The organism is Protofrankia symbiont of Coriaria ruscifolia (assembly GCF_900634745.1).
In the GTDB taxonomy this organism is placed as follows: Bacteria; Actinomycetota; Actinomycetes; order Frankiales; family Frankiaceae; genus Protofrankia; species Protofrankia californiensis.
The window spans coordinates 1-15,003 of sequence record NZ_CAAAFR010000107.1 but is presented as its reverse complement, the minus strand read 5'-3'; the positions used below and the strand labels follow the sequence as shown (position 1 = coordinate 15,003).

Here is a 15,003-nt window from a genome sequence, read left to right as displayed (position 1 = left end):
GGTGAACACCTGCGGGCCGGTCACCGACCGGCCCGCAGGCACGTGCGGCACCTGGGGTCTGTTGCGTTCGCCAGGTCCTTGATCGGACAAGGTGGACTGATGCGTCGACGTCCGGTCTGTCCACCGGTTCTCGTCTCGGAGTTTGCCGGGTTCCGGTTCCCTCCTGAGGTGATCGTGCTGGCGGTCCGCTGGTACCTGCGCTATGTCCTGTCGTACCAGGACGTCGAAGAGCTCCTCGCCGAACGCGGCCTGGTCGAGGTGACCACCGACCAGCTCTCCTCGGCTGACGGCACCCCGTCCGCGAACTCCGATACGGAGGGTGACCGGAGGGCTAGTTGCCAAGTGCGTTGGGGGCGTACGCGCTCCCTACTGCGGGGCGCCGACTGCCTGCGCTGGCAGGTTGACCGTGACAACTACATCGACGCCTACGGCCACCTGCTGCTGGTTGGCGGCGACCTGATCGCCCAGGCCATCGACACCGCGCTGCGCGGCGAGGAGATCCACCCCGCCTCCGCGATGCGGCTGATCCAGGGAGGCAAGGGCGAGGAGGAGCCATGCAGCGAACCAGCCACCGGACGTCAGGCTGTGTCGTAGCCTCAACTCATGGCCAGCCCGACGACCGAGGCACGAGCGCTGCGTGCGGTGATCACCCGCCATCGCCCGCAGGTTCAGGGCGTGCTCGATCGGTACGGCGCGCGCGATCCGCGGCTGTTCGGCTCTGTCGCCCGGGGCGACGCCACCGCCACCAGCGACCTCGACGTGCTGGTCGACCTCGACCCCGCGGGCGGCAACCCGTTGATGCGGCTGGCCGGGATCGCCGAGGAACTGACCAGCCTGCTCGGCGTGCGGGTGGATGTCGTGGCGGAGCCGTTGCTGCGCGAACCGGTTTCGGCGACGGCTCGTGCCGACCTCGTTCCACTGTGAGCCGCGATCCCCGCGAACGGTTCGCGGATATCCTGGCCGCGATCGAACGCTGTCAGCACTACCGCGAACGGCTGTCGGACCGCGACAAGATCACCGCGGGCATGGCCTACGACGCGATCCTGCGCAGTCTTGCCGTGATCGGCGAAGCGGCGCGGGCACTGCCGAACGAGATCAAGTTGCGCTCCCCGAGACGCTGCGGGCCAGTATCGCCGGGCTGCGCACTATCGTGGTGCACGAGTACTTCCGCGTGGATCGCGACCTGATAGCTCAGATCGTTCACGACGAACTCATCCCGCTCGCCGACGCGATCGGGCAGCTCGCGGCCGGCGACCAAGAAGCTGGCGATACCGGGTGAGCGCGTCACAGCTGCCGTGTCGCGTCCTTCGACGATCACGTGGCAAGGGTGGAGCAGCGCGATCGATGCCCCGGCGGGCTACAAGATCGACTGCTGCTCCCGCGCCGCTCCAGTAGCCACCGGGTGCAGGGGCTGGGTGACTGGCTGCTCACGCACCCCGAGCATCTCGACGAGGACGAGGCTCTCGCGCTGAAGAAAGTCCGTCCCGCTGCGGGCACCTCGACTCTGTCGCCGGTCACGTCGCAGCGTTCGCTGACATGCTCACCGGTCGCCATGGCGACCAGCTCGACACCTGGATAGAGACGGTTGATGCCGATGACCTGCCCGATCTGCACCGCTTCACGCGCGGCCTACGCCTCGGCTACGACGCGGTCCTGGCCGGGGGCTGCGAAGGCCGGACCGAGGACGGTCTATAGTCCGTCGGTGCTGATCGTTGAGGTTGACCTTCCATGATGGGGCGGACGCACGTGCTGAGCGGGGCGGTGGTCTGGCTGGCCGCCGCGCCCGCGCTGTCCCAGGAGCAGTGGCTGGGCTCGCAGCAGTGGCTGGGCTCGCACACCGCGTCCCTGTCCGCCGCCCAGCTGGCCGCCGGCGCGGTGGTGTCCGCGGGCGCGGCGCTCCTGCCCGACATCGACCACCCCGACGGCCGGATCGCCAACACCTTCGGCCCGGTCACCCACACGATGTGCAGGTGGATCGGTCGGGTCAGCGGTGGCCACCGGCACGCCACCCACTCGATCCTGTTCGCGCTTGTCATGGGCGCGGGTATGGGCCTGCTGGCCGTCCACGCCGTGTACGTCTGGTGGTTCGCGCTGTTCGTCCTCGTTGGCTTCGGGCTCCGCGGCCTCGGGTTGGATTTCGAACGGCACGGGCCCTGGTCCTCCATTGTCGACTGCGTGGTCGCCGGGCTCGCGGTCTTCCTCATGCACGGCCTCGACATGAGCTTCGCCGGCTACGCGGTGGCACTGGGGTGTCTCGCTCACCTGGCCGGGGACTGTCTGACCCCGCGCGGTTGCCCCCTGCTCTGGCCGGTCGGCTGGCGAATGGAGATCCCCCTGGTCCCCCGGACGGGCGGCAAGGTCGAACATCGGGTGGTCGTACCGCTGCTGGCCGTCGCTGCCGTCGTCCTCACCGTGCGGACCGTGTCGAGCGGGATCTCGTTCTCCCTGCTCACCGGCTGACCGGTAGAGCAGGGGCAGCCGCGCGAGGCCGGACAATTCCCGGATGTGGGTCTTTGGTGGCAGTCTTCCGCGCACAGCTGACCGGGTCTGTTGCATTCAGCGGAGCCAGGACATGGCGAGCCCAGCCGAACCGCTGATCAGACCGCCAGTGCGAGCTCGGTGAAGGCAGCCGACATCAGCAGGTGCGGGTCGGCGTCGACGCCGAGTTCGTCGTGGCCGCGGCTGATGTTCTGCACGAACGCATGCCCGGAACTGATCGTCTGCGCGGAACGGAGGCGTGTGAGCCCGCGCATGGGTCGGAGTCGGGCTTTCAGCTGGCTGTGGTCGGATTCGATGTCAAATGCGCCCGCCACACCAGCTACCGCGTCAAGAAACCCGGCGAAACCAGCAGCACCCGCCACCCCGGACCACCCACCGTCAGGCTTTACCCCCTGAACCCCCGTGCAGCATGATCAAAATAGGCTAAGTGACATTGCATCGTGGCAGATCCGCACGATTTCTATAAACGGTTCGACAACGACCCGGTCGTGCACCGGCGCTAGTTCAACATAATCGTTCTCGACTCGCCGGATGTGTTTCACCTTCTATACACAGGTGATTAGCATACGGCCCGGCGGTGCACAGTAGTTCGGACCCAGCTGCGTGAATGACGTGCTTGTGCGTGTGGACGGCGAGCTGTTGAACCAGTCACGCCACGTCATGCAGGACCAGATGTTCTTCTGACAGAAAGGACCATTGCCATGTCAAGCGCGCGCCCACGACGGACGCGACTTCTGGGTGCCGTCCTCATGCTCGGGACCGTCGTCGGGATGGCGGTTGCCGCCGCATCCGTATCGTCGTCGGCCACGCCCGAGGGCTCGACTGCGGCCAAGCCCTCGGGCAGCCCGGTGTGCCTGGTCGAGGCTGATGGCGTGGAGCACAACGTCAAGGTCCTGTCGACGGTGACTACCGAGCTCTACCATAAGACCCGCTCGTATCCCGGCCCATGCGCGGTGTACGGTGAGCCGGTCGTTCTCGGCGACGGGCACATCCGTACCTATGCTCAGCTTGACGGCGTCCGACCGCTCAGTCTGGGTTTCGTGTTCGGCAAGAACGCCCTGACGAACCTGCCCACTGCCAATACAGACGGCCAGCACTGCTACGACGTCGATGGCGACGGCACGATTGACGAGCAGGCCGAATGCGTGCATAGTCACGACTTCGTGCTCGAACTGCCACAGCAGTTCACCGAGCAGGTCGGCGGTCCGTTCACGTGGGCCCTGCTGACCTGGGACCCGCACGGGCACATGCCCGATCCCGTCTACGGCCTTCCCCACTTCGACTTCCACTTCTACATTCAGGACCTGGCCGCTCGAAACGCGATCCGGACCGGGTCCGGTAGCGGAGAAGGGCTCATCAACGGCGACGACTACGCCACCGCCCGGGTACCTGTGTCCGACCGTTACCGGCCGGAGGGCTACTTCGACTTCGGCGCCGTGGTGTCCGCGATGGGCAACCATCTGACCGATCTGAGCTCGCCGGAGTTCAACGGCAACATGTTCACCCACACCTTCATGTACGGCGCCTACAACGGCGAGATTACCTTCTACGAGCCGATGATCACGAAGGCGTGGCTGGCGGAAGTGACAGGCGGCAAGGCGGACTCCTGCACTCCGATCAAGGCGCCTGCAGCCTGGAAGGTGGCGGGCTGGTACCCCACCCGGTACTGCATCGAGTACCGGAAGAACAGGGAGGAGCTCACGGTGTCCCTGACCGATTTCGCCTACCGCCCCGCGGCCTGATCCGCCGGCAACACTATGCGGATCTTGTCCTCGGCGGGGAACGGCGAGGTTCAGCCGGCCGCGCCAGCCGCGTCCGCCCCCAGCAGGACCTCGGCAAGCTCGACCAATGATCCTTCTACGGGCACCGACCAGGACGATACGGGTGCCTGACGTTCGCGCCGCCTACAAGATCGTGAGGCGCCTTCCCGGTGAGGTCTACAGCTGGTCGCACGGACTATCGGTCGATGCCGGTGGCCGCTACGGACGGATTCTTGACAAGTGGAGTCCACGGACGTGGTGTACGGGGTGTGATCGTCTAGCGACTCGCCGGAGTGGCGGTCCGTGGTGAGAGGCCGGGCTAACGAGCATCACGTTTTCGGGGCAGGAGATGTCCGTCACCGCCGCGGTACTGCTGTCCTGGCAGAGACCTCGGCCAGGAACTCGTCGGAGGAGATCAGGCCGGGCGGGAGAGAGTCGCGCGCCGTCCGGCTGGTGAGCCGTTGCAGGAGTGCGTTGACCGGCGTGGGCACGCTGTACAACCGGTCCGAGCAGGTCACCTCGCCGTTGAGGTCGTCGGTCTGCACGCGGCCCGGTCCCGCGGGTCAGGCTCTGCCAGGTGGACGCGTCCGGACGCGGCGCAGGGCGGATCCAGCTCGGTCGAAGGCTATAGTCACGGCCGGCGTATGCCGCGACCCCGCGAAGGAACTACTCCAGGTAGTCACGAAGCTTCTCCGAACGTGAGGGGTGGCGCAGCTTCACGAGTGCCCTCGATTCGATCTGCCGGATGCGTTCACGGGTGACCCCGAACTCGTGGCCGACTTCCTCGAGCGTTCTGGGACGACCGTCCGTCAGGCCGTACCGGAGCCGGACGATCTGCCGTTCCCGATCGGACAGGGTGCGCAGGACCGCGTCGAACTGTTCCTGGAACAGCCCGACGGTGGCCGCCTCGAACGGGACGACCGCGTCCGAGTCCTCGATGAGATCACCGAAATGGGAGTCGGCGTCCTCGCCGATCGGCGTGTCCAGCGACACCGGCTCCCGGGATATCATGAGGATCTCCTGGACCCGCTGCGGCGTAAGATCCATCTCCGTCGCGATCTCCTCCGGGCTCGGCTCCCGGCCGAGGTCGGACACGAGCTGCCGCTGGACACGGACCAGCCGGTTGATCACCTCGACCAGGTGCACCGGGATACGGATGGTGCGCGCCTGGTCGGCGAGAGCGCGGGAAATCGCCTGCCGGATCCACCACGTCGCGTAGGTGGAGAACTTGTAACCCTTCGCATAGTCGAACTTCTCGACCGCACGGATCAGACCGAGGTTGCCTTCCTGAACAACATCCAGGAAGGGCATGCCGCGGCTGACGTAACGCTTCGCGATCGACACGACGAGCCGCAGATTGGCCTCGACCAACCTGCGTTTGGCGATCTGCCCGTCTCCTTCGACGGCCTCCAGCTCGCGGTGTTCCCGCGGTGTCATCGCACCCGTCGCGGTCGCGAGCTTGTGGGCGGCAAACACCCCGGCCTCGATCCGCCTGGCGAGATCAACCTCCCCCTCCGCGGTGAGCAAGGCGACCTTCCCGATCTCCTTGAGGTACATCCGCACCGGGTCGGAGGTCGGCGCCGCGCTCGCCGGCTCCTCGCGCCCGCGGCGACGACGGGCGGACGGGGCCGCGTCAGAGTCCCCGTCCCGAGCATCGAAGATCTCGACGCCCTCGCCGGCGAGCAGTTCCGCGGCTGCGTCGGTCCGCTCAGGCGATAGGTATGCCGCCTGCACGGTGGTGGTCACGTCGGCGGCCGTGACGAAACCGGTCTCCTCACCTCGGAGGAGGAGATCCTGGACCGCCTCCCCGAGGGCCTCGCGCGGCTCGACGCCAGAAGCCATGGACAGAACATCACTTCCTTCCCCGGAGCACCCACGCTACGCGAGAACACGGCAGGGGGATTCCGCGTCGGCGCGCGGACCGTCCGCGCTCCTGCCGGGTACCGGCGGGGAGGCCACCGCGGTAGCGTCCGGGTAGGACCAGGAGGCTACCGCCCGCTGTCGTCCCAAACGGTCAAGGTCACGAAGCGGGCGATCGTCGTCCACGGCGACTACGCAGGCGACCGGTGCGGGCGGTACGAGGTGAACCATCTGCTGTCGCTAGAACTCGGCGGGGCGCCGTAGGACATGCCCAACCTGAGGCCGCAGAACCCGCCATCGACGAAACCCCCAGGCCGATGACGAGTACGCCACCCGCCAGGCGGTACACGCCGGACAGACGCCGCTCGCCGCGGCACCGAAGGAGGTTGTGTCCAAGGCTCGGGCACTTTTGGTTACCAGAGGTGGTCGGTTCTCAGCCGCTGCGGCGGTTGTGGACGGCGGTCAGGGCATCTCCATGGTCTGCGCCCTGCGGAGCTCGTCGAAGGCGTGGGTCAGCTCGAGCTCCAGTGGGATGCGGAGCTGGTGGACGAGGTGGCTGACCGCGAGGGCGCAGGCGATCGGTAGCGCGTCGGCGTCGACCGGGGGCGCGTCAGTCTCATGCACCGACAACGCACCGGTCAGGACGAGGACGACGGCATGCGGGTCGAGGTCCGGAAACCAGGTCGTCGCGGCGTGCATGACGTCGGCCAGCAGCGCACGCAGGTCGTCGGCGTCCAGACCGGCCGGGAACGTCTTCTCGATCAGCCCGAGCGTCAGCGCGTGCAGCACGTCCCGGACCTGCTGTTCCTCACAGGTGCGTAGCCGGGCGCATGCATCACGAAGCGCGGCCGGGTCGTGAGCCGCCGCGGCTGCGACGGCGGTGGTCACAGCGCTGTGGACGGCGAGACCGGACGGTGGGAGTCCAGCCGTCGTCACGCGGACTCGACCGGGGGATACTCGGATATCGCCGTTCTTCGCATGCGGTTATGGTGACCCATCCAGCCCGGCCGGGTCCTCGAGCGCGGCCATACGCATCCAGGTGTAGAGGCAACCCAGGCTCGCAACCAAGGATAGACTCGTACACGGGAAACTGGTGCGCCTGCCCGGCCCACAGAGTCAGCGGCCCGGATATTGCGAGCCGCATCTGGCGTCAACGAGCCACTGACGCGGGTACAGATACCGTCGACCTCCGCTGCCCTCACCATGAGCACCCCACGGGTCAGATCATGTCGCACACGGCTCAACCCATATTGCGCCGCCCACGTCATGCCGTGGCCTCAGACCCCCCGCACAGACAGCCCTCAGGCACCGCGTCGTTTTCACCTCGCGGGCACGGGATGACTACACGTCCTGGGCCGACGACCGCAAAACGCTGCGCCGGATCAACCGCCTGATCGAGGAGTCAGTGCACGATCCGGCCACCGGGATCGGTAAACCGGAGCCGCTGTCACAGAATCTGTCCGGGTACTGGCCACGACGGATCACCGACGAACACCGTCTGGTCTACCAAATGCGCGGAGACGATCTGATCATTATTCAGGTTCGCTACCGCTACTGATCGGACTCGACACCATAAGCAACACGGCCGTGTCGCCGGGCCACGACTGCGGCAGCACCCTGCTGATCCGGCTCACGCGGACAGGGAACCAGGAGTGCGGATGTCAAGAAAGTGGAGTCCATGGACGTGGTGTATGGAAAGTAGCGATCAGACGTCAGGAGACGACAGGGGTCCGCTGATCAGCAGCCACGTTTGTGATGTTCATAGGGGTTCAATAGGGTTCGTCGCCCGTACTTCCGGGACGAAGTGATGCGGACCCGGGAACAGCTGTATGCGGCCTGCCCCCATGACCTACCTGTGGGACGTGCTGCGAGCCGCCGAACTGGTCAACGGCTTCACCGACAAGCCGCTTGCGGGATTCAGCATTCCGGCCGACCGGTCGCAGCCAAGAAAGGCATCTGAACTGTGCTTTCCCCACCTGGCTTTCCCCACCCGCGACCAGCCGTCAGTATGAAAGACGATCCGCTCGGCCTGGCACGGAAGCCGTCGCTGTCTCCTCGGCCGACCCGAACGACAGGAACCGGCCCGCAGCAAGATCTGCATCCGCCTCCGCGAGTACCTCGTCGAGCCACTCGGGGATCGACACGTTCGATGTCATGCAGAGGTGCTGACAGCTCACACTCGTGCACGGCGACCTCCTCGCCGGGGGAGATCCAAATGGTACTGCACCAGACACGGGCAACGGCTCCGTCAGCCCTCACCGGCGGGACGAAGATCCTGGTCGGTTTGCTGGCGGGTTCTGCGGGGGCGACGGTGGTTAGGAGCACTCAGCAGCGGACAGGATGCCCGAGGGGGTGGGCAGATATGAGCCTCAGCCGGCGGCTGGCCCTGGTGTTCAAGACCAAGGCGAACAAGATCCTGGATCGTGCGGAGGATCCGCGAGAGGTCCTTGACTACTCCTACCAGCGGCAGCTCGACCTTCTCCAGCAGGTGCGCCGCGGGGTGGCCGATGTCGCGACGAGCCGTAAGCGAGTCGAGCTGCAGGTCAGGCAGTTACAGGCCTCCGCGGACAGGTTGGGGGAGCAGGCCGGTCAGGCGGTCGCGGCGAACCGCGACGACCTCGCCCGGGAGGCGCTGGGCCGCCGCGCCGCGGTGAGCGGGCAGGCTCAGGATCTTCTGCGCCAGCATGCCTCACTGCGGGCCGAGGAGGACAAGCTGACCGTAGCCGCCCAGCGGTTACAGGCAAAAGTCGAGGCGTTTCGCACCCGCAAGGAGACGGTCAAGGCCACCTACACCGCGGCCGAGGCGCAGACGAGGATCGGCGAGGCGGTCTCGGGTATCTCCGAGGAGATGGGTGACGTGGGGCTGGCGATCCAGCGCGCCGAGGACAGGACCCAGCAGATGCAGGCCCGTGCCGGCGCCATCGACGAGCTGCTCGCATCGGGCGCGCTCGACGACGCGACCGTGACCGGCCGGCCACGCGACGACATCCAGGCCGAACTCGACAGGATCACGACCGGCTCGGACGTCGAGCGTGAACTCGCCGCGCTCAAGGGCGCGCCGCCCGCGGCCGGCACCCAGCTGCCCGCGGCCGGCACCCAGCTGCCCGCGGCCGGCACCCAGCTGCCCGCGGCCGGCAGCGGCATCCAGCTACCCGCGGCCGACGCCCAGCGGGCGATCGGGAGTGAGGAGTCGAGGGCGGCCGCTGAGCCGGGCGAGAGGACGACCACCGAGCCGGGCGAACAGCCATGATCGTACGAATTCTCGGGGAAGGACAGCTCGCCGTGCCCGACAGCGTCCTCGGCGAACTGAATACGCTGGACGACCAGCTGGTCACGACCATGGAGGCCGATGACGAGACGGCGTTCCGCGCCGCGCTCGAGGTGTTGCTCAGCCGCGTCCGCGCGTATGGATCCCCCCTGCCCGACGACACGCTGACACCGTCGGACCTCGTACTGCCCTCCACGGACGCCGACCTCACCGAGGTTCGCGGGATGTTGCGAGACGAGGGGCTTCGGGATGAGGGTCGTCGCGGCGAGGGCCTCATTCCGGATTCCGGACTGAGGTGACGACGATGACCGCACCGCCTCGCCGCCGGTTCCGGCCCGACCGGGGCCTGGCGGCCCGGATGCTGCTGACGGTCTTCCTGCTCGGGCTGGTCTACGTCGCCTTCGTCGCGGTCCTGATCGCGGTGGGCCTGTCGCCGGTACTTGTCATTGTGATCGCCGGGGGGCTGCTGTTCACCCAGTACTGGTTCTCCGACCGGATCGCGCTGTACGGGATGCGGGGCCGGATCGTCACCCCGCAGCAGGCACCCGAGCTGCACGGAATGATCGACAGATTGTGTACCCTGGCGGACCTTCCCAAACCGGCCGTGGCAGTCGCCGACGTGGACGTGCCGAACGCGTTCGCCACGGGCCGCAGCCCCCGGCGGTCGGTGGTCTGCGTCACGACCGGCCTGACGCGCCGGCTGGACACCGACGAGCTGACGAGCGTCCTGTCCCACGAGCTGTCGCACGTGGCGCACCGGGACGTCGCCGTGATGACCGTCGCCGCCTTCCTCGGGGTGCTGGCCGGGCTGATCACACGGTTTGGTCTGTACTCCGGCATGTACGGCGGGTTCGGCGGTAACAACCGGGACGACGACGAGGACAGCGGCGCCGCGGCCGTGGCCGTCATCGTGGTTGTCTCGGCCCTCGTCTACGCGGTGTCGTTCGTCCTGACCAGGTCGTTGTCCCGCTTCCGCGAGCTTGCCGCGGATCGCTCGGGCGCGCTGCTCACCGGCCGTCCCCGGGCGCTGGCATCGGCACTGACCAAGATCACGGGTGAGATGTCCCGGATCCCGACGCGGGACCTGCGCACCGCCGAGCCGTTCAACGCCTTCTTTTTCGCCCCGGCGCGGGCGGGCGGTTTCAGCCTGTCCACGTTGTTCTCGACCCATCCGCCGCTCGACGCCCGCCTCGCGCAGCTGGCCCGGCTGTCCGCCGAGCTCGAAGAGCCGTCCGCGGGGCTCGAAGACCCGCCGGGCAGCGTTTCCCCGTGACGACAGGACGCCACCATGGGACTCCTGGATGTGCTGCTCGGCCGCTCCCGGCCCAGGCAGCCCAACCTCGACCGGCTGTTCGCCCTGCCCTCGGCCGCGATCACACTCCAGACCTCGTCCCGCTTCCGCCCCACCGGCGTCGGATCAGTGTGTGTCAGACCCGCGGAGGGCGCCGCGTTCACCGGCCTGGAACGGGAGATCGACCAGATCCTCGTCCTGGACGGCGGTCGCTACGAGAAGCTGACCGACCGCTTCGGCTTCCGCTGGCTGGTACGCCGGACCTCCGCGGATGACATGCCCGGTCTCGTCACCGATCTGCACGCGATCAACTCCACGCTGCGCGATGCCGGCTTCGGCCCGGCGCTGCTGTGCGCCGTCGTCGCGTTCTTCGAAGGATCCCGGTCGGATGGGTCCCGATCGTTCGGCCTTGTCTATCTGTTCATCCGCGGCACCTGGTATCCCTTCGCTCCCCTTGCCGACGAACGCCGGGACAACCCGCTCGAACTCCAGATGAAAGCGACGCTCGAGGGCGATCTTCCCATCGAACCGGATCTGTCCCGATGGTTCCCCGTCTGGGGAGCCCCCGGCCTCGACGAGCCCGCCGCACCCCGGTGAGACGACCGCATCCCGGTGAGACGACCGCACCGCGGTGACTGCCGCGCGGTGCGGTGACGCGGGCATGCGGCCTGTCGCCCCAGCGGCCCGGTCGGCGTGATGCCGGCGTATGGACGGGACATGTATCAAGACGGACGTACGTCAGTCAGTCGTGGCGGATGCTGATCGTCCGGACTGCTTTGGGTTCGCCGCTTTCGACTGGCACCCGAACCTCGAGGATGCCGTTCTGGTAGGTCGCGGCGACCTCGTCCTCCTTCGCCCCGGGCGGGAGGGCCACCGAACGGGTGAACGCGCCGTAGTGGAACTCGGTGCGATAACGGCCGGCGGCCTTCTCCTTCTTCTCCTCCCGGCGCTCGGCGTGCACCGACAGTTCCCCTTCCGACACGGTGACCTCGACGTCCCTGTCCGGGTCGATGCCGGGGATCTCGGCGCGTAGCACGTAGGCGCCGTCCTCGGTGTACTCCTCGACCGGCACGGCGTCCTCCCGCAGGCCCAGCAGCCGTGCTGCCAGCGAACGGCCCTCCTCCGACCACTGCCAACCGAACAGCTCAGGCGACCATTCGTGACGAGCATGCTCGCGTCGAATCAGCGCCGGACGGCTACTCCCTTTCACGGCTACTCCCTTCCGAACCTCTTCCACCTCTCCGCATGGCTTCCGGCGGTGCGTGCCGGGCCCTGTGCCGGGCCGCGTGACAGGCATGGCCGCGTCCGCGATGTGATGGGCGTGATCGGCCGTGACGTGCCGGGCCGCGTGACGGGTATGGCCGCGCCGCCTTGGAGCTGGTCGGGCTCCACCACCTCTCCAGCGTGCTCCTTGTCGCCGTAGCCTGCCTCTCGGCGTTGGATGGATGTCCCCGCGCTCCACCACAGGCTCGCAAGGTGGCGGTCAGAGGCATCACGGGTGGCGGGGCCGCGGCCCATACCCGACGCTGGTGGGACCGACCGCCGGAGGTGCGCAGATGAGATACGTCGGGAGAGTGCTCGCCGCGGCGGCGGGGGTCGGAGCCGGCGTCGTGGCCGGGCTGCTCGCGCGGCCGCGACGCATCCGTCGCAGGATCGGCCTGGTTCGGGAACGGGTCGGCCGCCGGTTCCGTTACCTGCGGGGACGGCTTCGAGGGGTCCGTTACCGGCTCGGCGGAGGCCGTCCTGACCCGGACGTCACCGACGACGTCCTCGCCGACCGGGTGCGTTCCCGGCTGGGTTCGGTCACGCGAAGGCTCGACGTCCCGCGGGTGCATGTGACCGCCTTCGGCCATGTGATCATCCTGCACGGTGACGTCGCCACAGCGGCCGACGCCATCGTGGTGGAGGACGCGGTCTGGCGGACGTCGGGGGTCGAGGGGGTCGTGTCGATGCTGCACGAAGGACTCGTCTCCGGGGACACCCGGCCGTCCGAAGGCGATCTGACCCTGCTCCCGTCCCCCATGCTGCGGCGGCTGTTCGCCGCGGCGCAGCAGGCGGGCTGTACGCAGGAGACCGTCCAGCCGGCGGTGCGCGCGGTGCTGACGACGTTCTTCGAGCGGTTGCCGGTGGCCGAGCGGCGGCACGTCGCCTCACATCTGCCCGTCGACGTGCAGGTACTGACCGTGCCACCGCGGCGCCGCGGCCAGGCCCCCGCGCGCATGCGCCACCTGGACGAGTTCATCGAGGCGGTGCTGCGGATCGACCATATCGATCGCGTGCACGCGCACGACATCACCGGTGCCGTCCTGCAGACGTTGCGTGACCTCGTCCCGGAGGAGGCCCAGGACGTCGCGGCCGTCCTCCCCGAGGAGCTCAGACGGACGTGGACCGAGCCGGCAGCGCACACGGCAGCGCACACACCACCCATCTGACCCATGCCGGGAACATCCAGGTCGGGAACGCAATGTTCGGCAGGACGCAATGTTCCGCGGAACGCAACGTCCCACAAGGTGGGAACTGAACCGGACACGGGGACTACCAACCGGCAAGCCGGGGCAGGACGACGTCTGCACGATCGACGAGCCGGCCGGAGGAAGCGCGATCATACGAGGGAGCCACCGGGACATCACCCGGGACGTCGCGAAGCGCCCGGTGCCTGGCGCAGTCGCTCCTTCCGCGCGTCCACCGGCCCCAGGTTCCAACATGTCCTCTTTCCAACATGTCCTCGAGCAGGGTGTGGGCCGCCTTCTCCAGTCCCCCGATCAGATGATCAGATGAGGAAGGGCCAGCGCCGGACGATGGCCTGCCGTTCCCGCTTCAGGTGACGTCGGGGGATGACTTCCGGCCCGGCCGGCGGGTTACCCAGGCCCCTCGCCCAGAGGCGATGAGGACGTACCTCGCGCCTGGGCGACTGTCCGCACTGTCAGTGCGCTGTGCTGTTAGCCCACGTGCTGTCAGTCCACGATCGTGAGGATCTCCGATGTCGGCCGACGCCGGGCCGGCTCGACGGGACTGCCTCCCGGCAACGGGTAGCCGACAAGAATGATCATTTGGACGTGACCGGTGCTGCGAAGCAGCTCGCGCACCCTGACCCGGATCGCGTCGATGTCCTCGGCGTGCCCGACCGGACGTGCCGCCGCGCCGTGCGCCGCGGCTGTCAGCAGTATCCGCGCGACCGCCTGACCGGCGGCCATGCGGTCGACGGGTCGGTCCGCATCCGTCCCGAGCGCGACGACCGTCGGCCGCCGGGCCTCTACGGGCGCAGTGGGGGAGCGGCCGGGAGCATCCATGCCGATCCCGCCGGTCCCGCCGGCCGCGACGTGGCGGTCCATGGTGTCCAACCACATGGTGTCCACGTCCGTGGCGCCCAACGCGGCCAGCCAGCAGCCTTCGGCTTCCGCCGCCTGGCCGAGCTCTTCCACGACCGTGGCCTGTACAGGGGCGGGACGCAACGGCCGGCGGTCGGTGATCCGGTCGCGCATGGCCGTGACGAGTGCCCGCTCCCCGGCGTCGGGTGGGAGCACGGTGCTGACATGGATGGTGGCGAGTGGCTCTCTGCCCGCGAGATCCATGTCGAGATCGGCGTATCCGGGCCCGTAGGGCAGGACGGTCACCTCCGGGACCAGATCGCGAGCCCGCAGCGCCAGGCGCGCGTAGTACAGGGCCGCACCACAGCTGATCAGTAGTTGCCGCCCGTCCGGGTCGATGGCGCCGAGCAGGAGGGACGGGTCCGCGAACAGCTCGAGGCGCCCGCTGCCTGCGAACCAGTGCCATGGCTGGGTGTCGTGGATCGACGGTGCCAGCGAAGCCTCGGTGACGACTTCCTCGATCTGCTCGCGGGCGGGCACTACGCTGGTTGTCGACATGATCTTCACCGTCCCTGGTTTCTGCGTTGTCGGCTCTTCCTTGTTTCTTCCCCTCTCCTGGATCCTGTCTCGCTCCCGGGCTTTGTCTCGCACCCGCCGGGCCGGTCGCTCGACGTCGGTGGAGCCCTCTGGATCGGCGGGAATCGGTGCGATCGACACGAACCGTACCTACATGTAGCCAGATGAACACGGAAAAAAATTTCCATGAACTGCTTGCGATCATGAAACTCGGCTGTTCCGTCGTGTATGTTTATCCCTGCCGGCGGAAAGCCGGGAGACACCCGAGTCAGGCTCTTCGCTCAGGTGGCCCCCATCCCCGGTCCGAGACTCCTTCGGGGAGCTTGGGGTGGCTCGCGAGGCGAATCCCGGATAATTCGGAGAGGTTTGACTCGGCGAGGTTCCATCAGTAAGTTACAACAGTTGCTCCGAGCGGGCCGCCGAAAGGCGCCTCTCGGGTTG

At 67.8% G+C, this 15,003-nt stretch carries 17 protein-coding genes and 2 pseudogenes; 13 read left to right on the top strand and 6 right to left on the bottom strand.

Annotation, left to right across the window (positions count from 1 at the left end; genetic code table 11):
* Positions 1 to 99 precede the first annotated feature (99 nt).
* From CV1CTNOD_RS13435 to CV1CTNOD_RS13415, 5 genes and pseudogenes are all read left to right on the top strand, one after another.
* A pseudogene (locus CV1CTNOD_RS13435) lies at positions 100 to 252 on the top strand (IS6 family transposase); the annotation flags it as partial.
* Between the two features lie 351 nt (positions 253 to 603).
* Positions 604 to 924, top strand: a complete 321-nt coding sequence (locus CV1CTNOD_RS13430; protein ID WP_131786442.1) for a nucleotidyltransferase family protein — start codon at positions 604 to 606, stop codon at positions 922 to 924.
* Positions 854 to 1,279 carry a HepT-like ribonuclease domain-containing protein gene (locus CV1CTNOD_RS28340; protein WP_131786441.1) on the top strand — a complete coding sequence of 142 codons (426 nt, stop codon included), beginning with the start codon at positions 854 to 856 and terminating at the stop codon, positions 1,277 to 1,279. Before CV1CTNOD_RS13430 ends, CV1CTNOD_RS28340 begins: the two co-directional genes overlap by 71 nt.
* Positions 1,280 to 1,318: 39 nt before the next feature.
* Complete coding sequence (locus CV1CTNOD_RS13420) at positions 1,319 to 1,579, top strand: hypothetical protein (RefSeq protein ID WP_131786440.1); 261 nt, start codon at positions 1,319 to 1,321, stop codon at positions 1,577 to 1,579.
* Between the two features lie 149 nt (positions 1,580 to 1,728).
* Positions 1,729 to 2,460, top strand: a complete 732-nt coding sequence (locus CV1CTNOD_RS13415) for a metal-dependent hydrolase (RefSeq protein WP_347402935.1) — start codon at positions 1,729 to 1,731, stop codon at positions 2,458 to 2,460.
* A 137-nt stretch (positions 2,461 to 2,597) separates the two neighbouring features.
* On the opposite strand, the pseudogene CV1CTNOD_RS13410 reads toward CV1CTNOD_RS13415, so the two are convergent.
* Positions 2,598 to 2,795: pseudogene (locus tag CV1CTNOD_RS13410) on the bottom strand (DDE-type integrase/transposase/recombinase); the annotation flags it as partial.
* A gap of 405 nt (positions 2,796 to 3,200) precedes the next feature.
* Between CV1CTNOD_RS13410 and CV1CTNOD_RS13400 the strand changes: the two are divergent.
* Entirely contained in the window at positions 3,201 to 4,241 is a 1,041-nt protein-coding gene (locus tag CV1CTNOD_RS13400) for a hypothetical protein (RefSeq protein ID WP_131786439.1), read from the top strand.
* Between the two features lie 374 nt (positions 4,242 to 4,615).
* On the opposite strand, the gene CV1CTNOD_RS13395 is transcribed toward CV1CTNOD_RS13400, so the two are convergent.
* The 3 genes from CV1CTNOD_RS13395 to CV1CTNOD_RS13385 all read right to left on the bottom strand — a co-directional run bounded on the left by CV1CTNOD_RS13395 (position 4,616) and on the right by CV1CTNOD_RS13385 (position 7,055).
* On the bottom strand, positions 4,616 to 4,804 hold the full coding sequence (locus CV1CTNOD_RS13395) for a hypothetical protein (RefSeq protein WP_131786438.1): 189 nt from the start codon (positions 4,802 to 4,804) through the stop codon (positions 4,616 to 4,618).
* Positions 4,805 to 4,925: 121 nt separating this feature from the next.
* The gene (gene rpoD, locus CV1CTNOD_RS13390; RefSeq protein WP_131786437.1) at positions 4,926 to 6,101 is read right to left on the bottom strand and encodes an RNA polymerase sigma factor RpoD; all 1,176 of its coding nucleotides are present in this window, start codon (positions 6,099 to 6,101) and stop codon (positions 4,926 to 4,928) included.
* A 480-nt stretch (positions 6,102 to 6,581) separates the two neighbouring features.
* A complete protein-coding gene (locus CV1CTNOD_RS13385; protein WP_131786436.1) occupies positions 6,582 to 7,055 on the bottom strand; it encodes a hypothetical protein in 474 nt (157 codons plus the stop codon).
* 313 nt (positions 7,056 to 7,368) lie between these two features.
* Here CV1CTNOD_RS13385 and CV1CTNOD_RS27370 point away from each other — a divergent pair, with 313 nt between their 5' ends.
* The 6 genes from CV1CTNOD_RS27370 (at position 7,369) to pspAB (ending at position 11,275) form a co-directional block, all read left to right on the top strand.
* Positions 7,369 to 7,677 carry a Txe/YoeB family addiction module toxin gene (locus CV1CTNOD_RS27370; protein WP_131786435.1) on the top strand — a complete coding sequence of 103 codons (309 nt, stop codon included), beginning with the start codon at positions 7,369 to 7,371 and terminating at the stop codon, positions 7,675 to 7,677.
* Between the two features lie 271 nt (positions 7,678 to 7,948).
* The gene (locus CV1CTNOD_RS13375) at positions 7,949 to 8,131 is read left to right on the top strand and encodes a hypothetical protein (RefSeq protein WP_131786434.1); all 183 of its coding nucleotides are present in this window, start codon (positions 7,949 to 7,951) and stop codon (positions 8,129 to 8,131) included.
* 350 nt (positions 8,132 to 8,481) lie between these two features.
* The gene (locus CV1CTNOD_RS13370; RefSeq protein ID WP_131786433.1) at positions 8,482 to 9,369 is read left to right on the top strand and encodes a PspA/IM30 family protein; all 888 of its coding nucleotides are present in this window, start codon (positions 8,482 to 8,484) and stop codon (positions 9,367 to 9,369) included.
* A complete protein-coding gene (pspAA, locus tag CV1CTNOD_RS13365) occupies positions 9,366 to 9,686 on the top strand; it encodes a PspA-associated protein PspAA (protein WP_131786432.1) in 321 nt (106 codons plus the stop codon). The genes CV1CTNOD_RS13370 and pspAA overlap by 4 nt, the downstream gene beginning before the upstream one ends.
* Before the next feature lie 5 nt (positions 9,687 to 9,691).
* Positions 9,692 to 10,660 (top strand): zinc metalloprotease HtpX, encoded by a 969-nt coding sequence (htpX, locus tag CV1CTNOD_RS13360; protein WP_131786431.1) that lies wholly within the window; start codon positions 9,692 to 9,694, stop codon positions 10,658 to 10,660.
* 15 nt (positions 10,661 to 10,675) lie between these two features.
* On the top strand, positions 10,676 to 11,275 hold the full coding sequence (gene pspAB / locus CV1CTNOD_RS13355) for a PspA-associated protein PspAB (RefSeq protein WP_131786430.1): 600 nt from the start codon (positions 10,676 to 10,678) through the stop codon (positions 11,273 to 11,275).
* A 145-nt stretch (positions 11,276 to 11,420) separates the two neighbouring features.
* Here the strand turns inward: pspAB and CV1CTNOD_RS13350 are convergent, their stop codons facing one another.
* Positions 11,421 to 11,888 (bottom strand): Hsp20/alpha crystallin family protein, encoded by a 468-nt coding sequence (locus CV1CTNOD_RS13350; protein ID WP_207386411.1) that lies wholly within the window; start codon positions 11,886 to 11,888, stop codon positions 11,421 to 11,423.
* 346 nt (positions 11,889 to 12,234) lie between these two features.
* Between CV1CTNOD_RS13350 and CV1CTNOD_RS13345 the strand changes: the two genes are divergently transcribed.
* Positions 12,235 to 13,110 carry a DUF2267 domain-containing protein gene (locus CV1CTNOD_RS13345; RefSeq protein WP_165485493.1) on the top strand — a complete coding sequence of 292 codons (876 nt, stop codon included), beginning with the start codon at positions 12,235 to 12,237 and terminating at the stop codon, positions 13,108 to 13,110.
* Positions 13,111 to 13,632: 522 nt separating this feature from the next.
* On the opposite strand, the gene CV1CTNOD_RS13340 is transcribed toward CV1CTNOD_RS13345, so the two are convergent.
* Positions 13,633 to 14,544 (bottom strand): nitroreductase, encoded by a 912-nt coding sequence (locus tag CV1CTNOD_RS13340; RefSeq protein WP_131786427.1) that lies wholly within the window; start codon positions 14,542 to 14,544, stop codon positions 13,633 to 13,635.
* Positions 14,545 to 15,003: the final 459 nt, after the last annotated feature.

Bases quoted from the DNA above. Each gene is read 5' to 3' on its own strand.
- CV1CTNOD_RS13430 (WP_131786442.1), top strand. From the start codon at position 604: ATGGCCAGCCCGACGACCGAGGCACGAGCGCTGCGTGCGGTGATCACC.
- CV1CTNOD_RS28340 (WP_131786441.1), top strand. From the start codon at position 854: ATGTCGTGGCGGAGCCGTTGCTGCGCGAACCGGTTTCGGCGACGGCTC.
- CV1CTNOD_RS13415 (WP_347402935.1), top strand. From the start codon at position 1,729: ATGATGGGGCGGACGCACGTGCTGAGCGGGGCGGTGGTCTGGCTGGCC.
- CV1CTNOD_RS13400 (WP_131786439.1), top strand. From the start codon at position 3,201: ATGTCAAGCGCGCGCCCACGACGGACGCGACTTCTGGGTGCCGTCCTC.
- rpoD (WP_131786437.1), bottom strand. From the start codon at position 6,101: ATGGCTTCTGGCGTCGAGCCGCGCGAGGCCCTCGGGGAGGCGGTCCAG.
- CV1CTNOD_RS13375 (WP_131786434.1), top strand. From the start codon at position 7,949: ATGCGGCCTGCCCCCATGACCTACCTGTGGGACGTGCTGCGAGCCGCC.
- CV1CTNOD_RS13370 (WP_131786433.1), top strand. From the start codon at position 8,482: ATGAGCCTCAGCCGGCGGCTGGCCCTGGTGTTCAAGACCAAGGCGAAC.
- pspAA (WP_131786432.1), top strand. From the start codon at position 9,366: ATGATCGTACGAATTCTCGGGGAAGGACAGCTCGCCGTGCCCGACAGC.
- htpX (WP_131786431.1), top strand. From the start codon at position 9,692: ATGACCGCACCGCCTCGCCGCCGGTTCCGGCCCGACCGGGGCCTGGCG.
- pspAB (WP_131786430.1), top strand. From the start codon at position 10,676: ATGGGACTCCTGGATGTGCTGCTCGGCCGCTCCCGGCCCAGGCAGCCC.
- CV1CTNOD_RS13345 (WP_165485493.1), top strand. From the start codon at position 12,235: ATGAGATACGTCGGGAGAGTGCTCGCCGCGGCGGCGGGGGTCGGAGCC.
- CV1CTNOD_RS13340 (WP_131786427.1), bottom strand. From the start codon at position 14,544: ATGTCGACAACCAGCGTAGTGCCCGCCCGCGAGCAGATCGAGGAAGTC.